Source organism: Flavobacterium sp. (assembly GCF_028712645.1).
GTDB lineage: Bacteria > Bacteroidota > Bacteroidia > Flavobacteriales > Flavobacteriaceae > Flavobacterium.
In genome coordinates this window covers 1-5,541 of the sequence record NZ_JAQTPQ010000237.1, presented here as the reverse complement: position 1 = coordinate 5,541, position 5,541 = coordinate 1, and the positions used below count along the sequence as shown (strand labels likewise).

Genomic DNA, 5,541 nt, shown 5'->3' with positions numbered 1-5,541 from the left:
AATACGTTGAAATGAAACATTATATTTTTTTGATAATTCAACAAGTTGTATTGGTTGTTCAGTTAAATATCTGCTTCGTATAATATCTATTTCTCGATCTGATAACCCGTTTAATGCCATTTCGATCAATTGTTCGGATGACTTTTTTTCATTATCTATTGATTCAATAATATCTGTACTATCTGTTAAATAATATATTGGATTACTAAAATCTTCTTCGCCATTTTCATCAATATAATTATCAAATGATACAATTTTATTAGTTAAACGTTGCTCCATCAGTATTACGTCATCTGTTGAAACGTTAAGTTCTTTCGCGATATAAATTATATCTTCTCGAGACAATTTGTCAATACTTGGTCTCATCTTTTTAAGATTAAAGAATAATTTTCTCTGAGCTTTAGTTGTAACAGTTTTGACTAACGAAAAATTCTTAATTATATATTCGTTTATTTCTGCTTTTATCCAATGAACTGCGAATGTAACTAATCTAACTCCAATATCTGGATTAAATCGTTTAATCGCTTTCATTAGACCAATATTACCTTCTTGAATAATATCTTCTAACGGCATCTTATAATTTTTATATTTGTGGGCTATCCATACCACGAACCTAAGATTAGCTAAAATCAATTTTTTAGCTGATTCCGTACAACCATCAACATATAATTTCTTCGCTAAAAAGTATTCCTCTTCTTTATTCAATTGAGGAATACTTTTTACATATCTCATATATGTATCTAAATCGGAGGTAATTAATACTTCATTCATAATACAAACTTAAAAAAGAATCTCTTTTAATTCGTCTCGAGTTAAATACTCGCCTAATAATAATTGAATAATACCCTGCCGGTCAAGTGCATTAAAAACACTTTTGGTAATACTTAAATCATATGCACTGAAATCTTCGTTTAAACATAAATATTTAATATGTATAGTATTCCAAGCGAAATGAAAAAAGTTTGAAATATAAATCAAATCTTTTTCGCGTTGTGTTTGTAAAGTTTCTAAAAATTTTTGAAATTCAATATCACATTTACCGTATCTGTGTAGTGTTCCATTCAAATTTTCAGTATCATATAACATTTGCATATTACTTGATAAAGATTCATTTTCATCTGGCAAAAAAACATATGTACTATCATTCATAATATATTTCCTTTTAATCTAAATTATTCAGTTTATTATCTTGAAAACTAACTATTAAATAGCATAAAGATTAAATTCAATATTATCTGGTAAAGTATTATTGAAATCTTGTAACAATTTAAAATACTCGTTCCAATCCCCACCTGCTAATCCACACCCGATAAGATACGGCATACCAAGTTTTAATCTATCAGTTTCATTCCCTAATTTTACGGACAAATCTGCTAAACAACTCTTAAAATATTCTAATCGCATAGTACCATTATCGGTCATACTATGGATTTGATGTTTAACGCTTCTTGGCGAAATTTGTCCAGCCATATGTACAACTAAAACAGCATCTTTTTTGGTAACAGTGTAAATATTTTCACCGGGTACTCTATTAAATGTGCCGTCATAAACATTTACATCCGGATATTTTTCAAAAATAGCTTTCGCTAATCCTGCTGCACCAGTTGATATACAATTGATCTGATGTGCAATAACATCACATCCAGCCAATAATAAATCGCCTTTAATAATTTCTAATGTTTTCATTTTAGTTTCACCTTTTATTTAAATTTAACCAATTTGTATCGTGTTCTGGATTACTATCAAAAATTACTTTTTCAATTTCAATTTTATCTACTAAACATAATCCGAAACTTTCTAGCTCTTGTATTTTATTATAAATACTTGCTTCAAAAATGTCAAATAATTTATTTTCCCTAAATGTAATTAAGTGATATGTAGGATTTTTTCTATTTTTTGATATTAAATTTGTTTTTTCGATTTTATTCGTTAATTTACCAACAAACTTTAAATGGGATTCAATATATAAAAAATCACCAGGATATGATTTTTCTGCTTCAACCTTAATACGTTCGATAGAAAATCCTTCAAAAGCAAACCATATTGCTTTTATATTAGCTAATTGTATCGCTTCATCTGCAGTACAAAATACTTTAATACTCGTCATGATATCAGACATCACATCCATATCTATATCAATTATTTTTATTCCAGATTTTTCACAAAATTCAACAAATTTATCTTTTTGTTGATAATCTACGGTAATATGTATTTCAAACCAATATAATTTATTATTCATATTTCGAGACATAAAATAGTTTATGTAATATTGCCAGAATTTTATTCTTGGGTTCTATTTTTTTCACTATCCTATATCCGTTTTTCTGGCACTCCCAACAAGGTTGAAATATACCTCCTTGCATAGAATATACTGCGTGCTTATTATGACATACAGGACAAGCATAATCATGATATACAAATAATAAAGATGGATGAATATTGATTGAAATATCTCGTATATCTAATTCACTAGGATTATCATAATTAAAATTTATCATATTTTATTACCTAAAAATTTTTATTGTAAATTGAACGGGTAGAAAATGTTTTAAGATATCTTTTTTTCCAAAAAGCAGAATATTTTGGTTCTTTACCTCTCCGATTCATCATCAACAACGAAAATAATGGATGTTTAAAGAATTGTAAAGCTACATCTTTATCTGACCAACCCACAACATAATCAGTTAATTTTTCAACTTCATCAACTATTTTCATTATTGATGAAGTAACTTCTTTTTCAATAGAATCAATAATATCAAGACTAATACCTTCAGCTGCAATCTCAGCTTTCATATCATCTAATGTTTCATCAGCAACCATTTCTGCAATATCACGATATGTTAAATCTGTTTGCAAGCGATGATTTCTTCTATACCATTCGGTTTTAATTTTTACTCGTGTCCCGTCTTTCAATAAACAAACATAACCTTCAATACCTTCAACTTCATCTACAGAATTAAGTGCGTCATCAATAGTGATATCATATATTTCAATTACCGAAATATGAATCCCTCTTGATTTCCATTCAGATACGATATTTAAAATTCTTCCATGTTCAACATAAATACCTGTTTCATTATCAATAATAGCTAATAGTGTGAATTTTGGTTCAATACCGTAATCAATTACGACTTTATTATCTGGCGATGTAAATTCAAATATAGGTGATAAATTGAAGGATGATAAATACTTGATAAATAACTTTAAATCGTCTGATAAACTTTTTTGAGCTAATTTAGCAACATCGCTATAAAAAGATTTTTTTGTTTTCAAATATACTTCATCATCAACAACTAAAGTCGTAATCATACTACCATCTTTCTTATCAAAAAAGATGGCATCTGTAAAATCTAAATCTGAAAATTGAGTGTATTTGTTTTCATTCAAATTAAAAAATTTAGGAAATGTTCTTGAAACACATCTACCAGTCTCATCAAATACATTTCCTCTACATTCCAATGACATTGGTAATTCCCAAAAACTTGCGTCTGAAATCATATATGCGATAGTAGTGAACTTATTACCATTGATATATTCTTCAATGAAACGAACTTTGTTTTCACAGCGTAAATGTTCAAAATCAGATAAATTCATAATAATTACTCTCAAAAATTTAAAATAATATTATTGATCATATTGTTATATTTGTCAATAAAAATTATTCAGATATAGATGGGAATTCTAATTCTTTATTATCAATACTAAGAGATATTAAATCAATCAAATTTTTAATTGATTCTTTATCAGCATTATCTAAATCACCATTATGATAAATCAATATTTTAAGATATTCAATACATTTTTCATAATGTAATTTAGATTTATCTTTATTTTTTAGGATAGATAAATAGATCTTTCCTATAATCATATTATAAGGAATTTTGAATAAAAATAAAGATATGAATTTTTCTTTCTGATTAGTTGTCATATAAGATATCCTTGTGCATTTTTTCAATCAAATCATGATTGTATTTATCTGCATAAGCAAAAATTTCATCATCAGTTAGATTTGAACTAAATTTTTTAATTAATGTTGGGTGATGATCTTGAATATCATATAAGATAACTGTATCCTGCTCTCGCTGAATATAACAGTGATCACTAATACAACCAATTTCTTTTTTAATATCATAGATAGTATGTAAGATATTATGAAAATTCATAGCATCAGTTTTATATCTATATTTTTCTCTATTAAAAAAATCATCAATCAATTTGTAATCAACCAATTCGCTAGTCGGTTCAAAAAATATAACAGGTAATCCATCAATGATATCAATTGAAATAGATACACATATAGGACGTGAATTTATTTCTCCTAGAGTTAATAATTTACCTTCTCTACTTTCTTCCCATTTATGGCTTTTATGATATTCTTTCCATAAAGATAACCTTTCAAATCTAGATGCTTCAACACATAATTTACTAATTTTAAATAATTCATCAAATGTTTTCATTTTGAGTTCCTATAACCAAATGTATCTGAAATAGAAGACATATAATTGATACCTTTTTCTGGATCACATTTTATACCTTCTAAAGTAAATACTTCTACGAATCTATATTCACAATTTACCGTTAATTCATACCATAATTTCCAGGTAGATTTTAAATCCCCAATATATTCATATCTATCCCCTAGATATTTCACTTGATCATATTGAGTAAAATTTCTTTCCGGATATTGTTTTCGGGCTTCTTTTAAAGAAAGATTTGTTGCCCACCAAGTTATTCTGAATAATTGCATATTATTTCACATATCTAAATAAATCAATACAACATTAACATTATAATCATATACGATTTTTTCAATCAATACATCAGAATCAAATATCTTATATTTATCAGTGATTCTAATATACTCACCCGTCTTAGGGACAATAGAGCTCTCATAACGATTAATTTCATACCCAGAACTATCTAATAATCTCAATAACATTATTTTATTCCTATTAAAAAATCATAATAAAATTTACATATTTCCCAACAATACTGATTATCTTTAAAACCTAATTTATTATAAAAATATCGTTGTTCAGTGTCAACTAATTTCTTATTATGTCGTTCACATATTTTAATATTTTGTTTCCAAATGTCAATTGAAAATTCTAAAGGATTAATTATAGAACACCTGATATAAGGATCAACGAATGGATAAATATACGGTACTCTTGTACCATCGTCATCAATAACAAGCCCATTATTTTCCCAAAATACAATAAAATCTCTGTTATCTAATATTTCAGTTGTGGCATAATTCATACTAAAATAATTTGAAATATCTATACCACTATTTTTTAAATAATCAATAATAAATTCAATTGTTTCACCTGTATGAATATCGTCGTCATATAAATGATATTGTTTTGTTTTATCTAATTTTTTTATAAAATTATTATCAATCAAGTAACCAAATTTAGTATGACCAAATATATCATATTTTCTAGATACCCTTTAAAAATTATCAGTTTTATTTAAACTATCTAAATTAATCAACCGATCAGTTATATCATGTATTTGAACTATTTCATTGAAATGCCC

The 5,541-nt window shown here is 26.4% G+C and carries 9 protein-coding genes; all 9 read right to left on the bottom strand.

Annotated elements, in window-relative coordinates; genetic code table 11:
• Window positions 1-771: RNA polymerase factor sigma-32 (locus PHC28_RS15105; RefSeq protein WP_300102479.1), on the bottom strand; the 771-nt coding region annotated here is incomplete at its 3' end.
• 9 nt (window positions 772-780) lie between these two features.
• Entirely contained in the window at window positions 781-1,149 is a 369-nt protein-coding gene (locus PHC28_RS15100) for a hypothetical protein (protein ID WP_300102475.1), read from the bottom strand.
• Window positions 1,150-1,203: 54 nt separating this feature from the next.
• Entirely contained in the window at window positions 1,204-1,686 is a 483-nt protein-coding gene (locus PHC28_RS15095) for a hypothetical protein (RefSeq protein ID WP_300102472.1), read from the bottom strand.
• 7 nt (window positions 1,687-1,693) lie between these two features.
• Entirely contained in the window at window positions 1,694-2,239 is a 546-nt protein-coding gene (locus tag PHC28_RS15090) for a hypothetical protein (protein WP_300102469.1), read from the bottom strand.
• A 269-nt stretch (window positions 2,240-2,508) separates the two neighbouring features.
• Entirely contained in the window at window positions 2,509-3,594 is a 1,086-nt protein-coding gene (locus PHC28_RS15085; protein ID WP_300102466.1) for an RNA ligase, read from the bottom strand.
• Between the two features lie 64 nt (window positions 3,595-3,658).
• On the bottom strand, window positions 3,659-3,928 hold the full coding sequence (locus PHC28_RS15080) for a hypothetical protein (protein ID WP_300102463.1): 270 nt from the start codon (window positions 3,926-3,928) through the stop codon (window positions 3,659-3,661).
• Window positions 3,918-4,457: a hypothetical protein gene (locus PHC28_RS15075; protein ID WP_300102460.1), complete on the bottom strand. Its 540-nt coding sequence runs from the start codon at window positions 4,455-4,457 to the stop codon at window positions 3,918-3,920. Before PHC28_RS15075 ends, PHC28_RS15080 begins: the two co-directional genes overlap by 11 nt.
• Window positions 4,454-4,747 carry a hypothetical protein gene (locus PHC28_RS15070; RefSeq protein WP_300102457.1) on the bottom strand — a complete coding sequence of 98 codons (294 nt, stop codon included), beginning with the start codon at window positions 4,745-4,747 and terminating at the stop codon, window positions 4,454-4,456. Before PHC28_RS15070 ends, PHC28_RS15075 begins: the two co-directional genes overlap by 4 nt.
• Before the next feature lie 191 nt (window positions 4,748-4,938).
• A complete protein-coding gene (locus tag PHC28_RS15065) occupies window positions 4,939-5,406 on the bottom strand; it encodes a hypothetical protein (RefSeq protein ID WP_300102454.1) in 468 nt (155 codons plus the stop codon).
• Window positions 5,407-5,541: the final 135 nt, after the last annotated feature.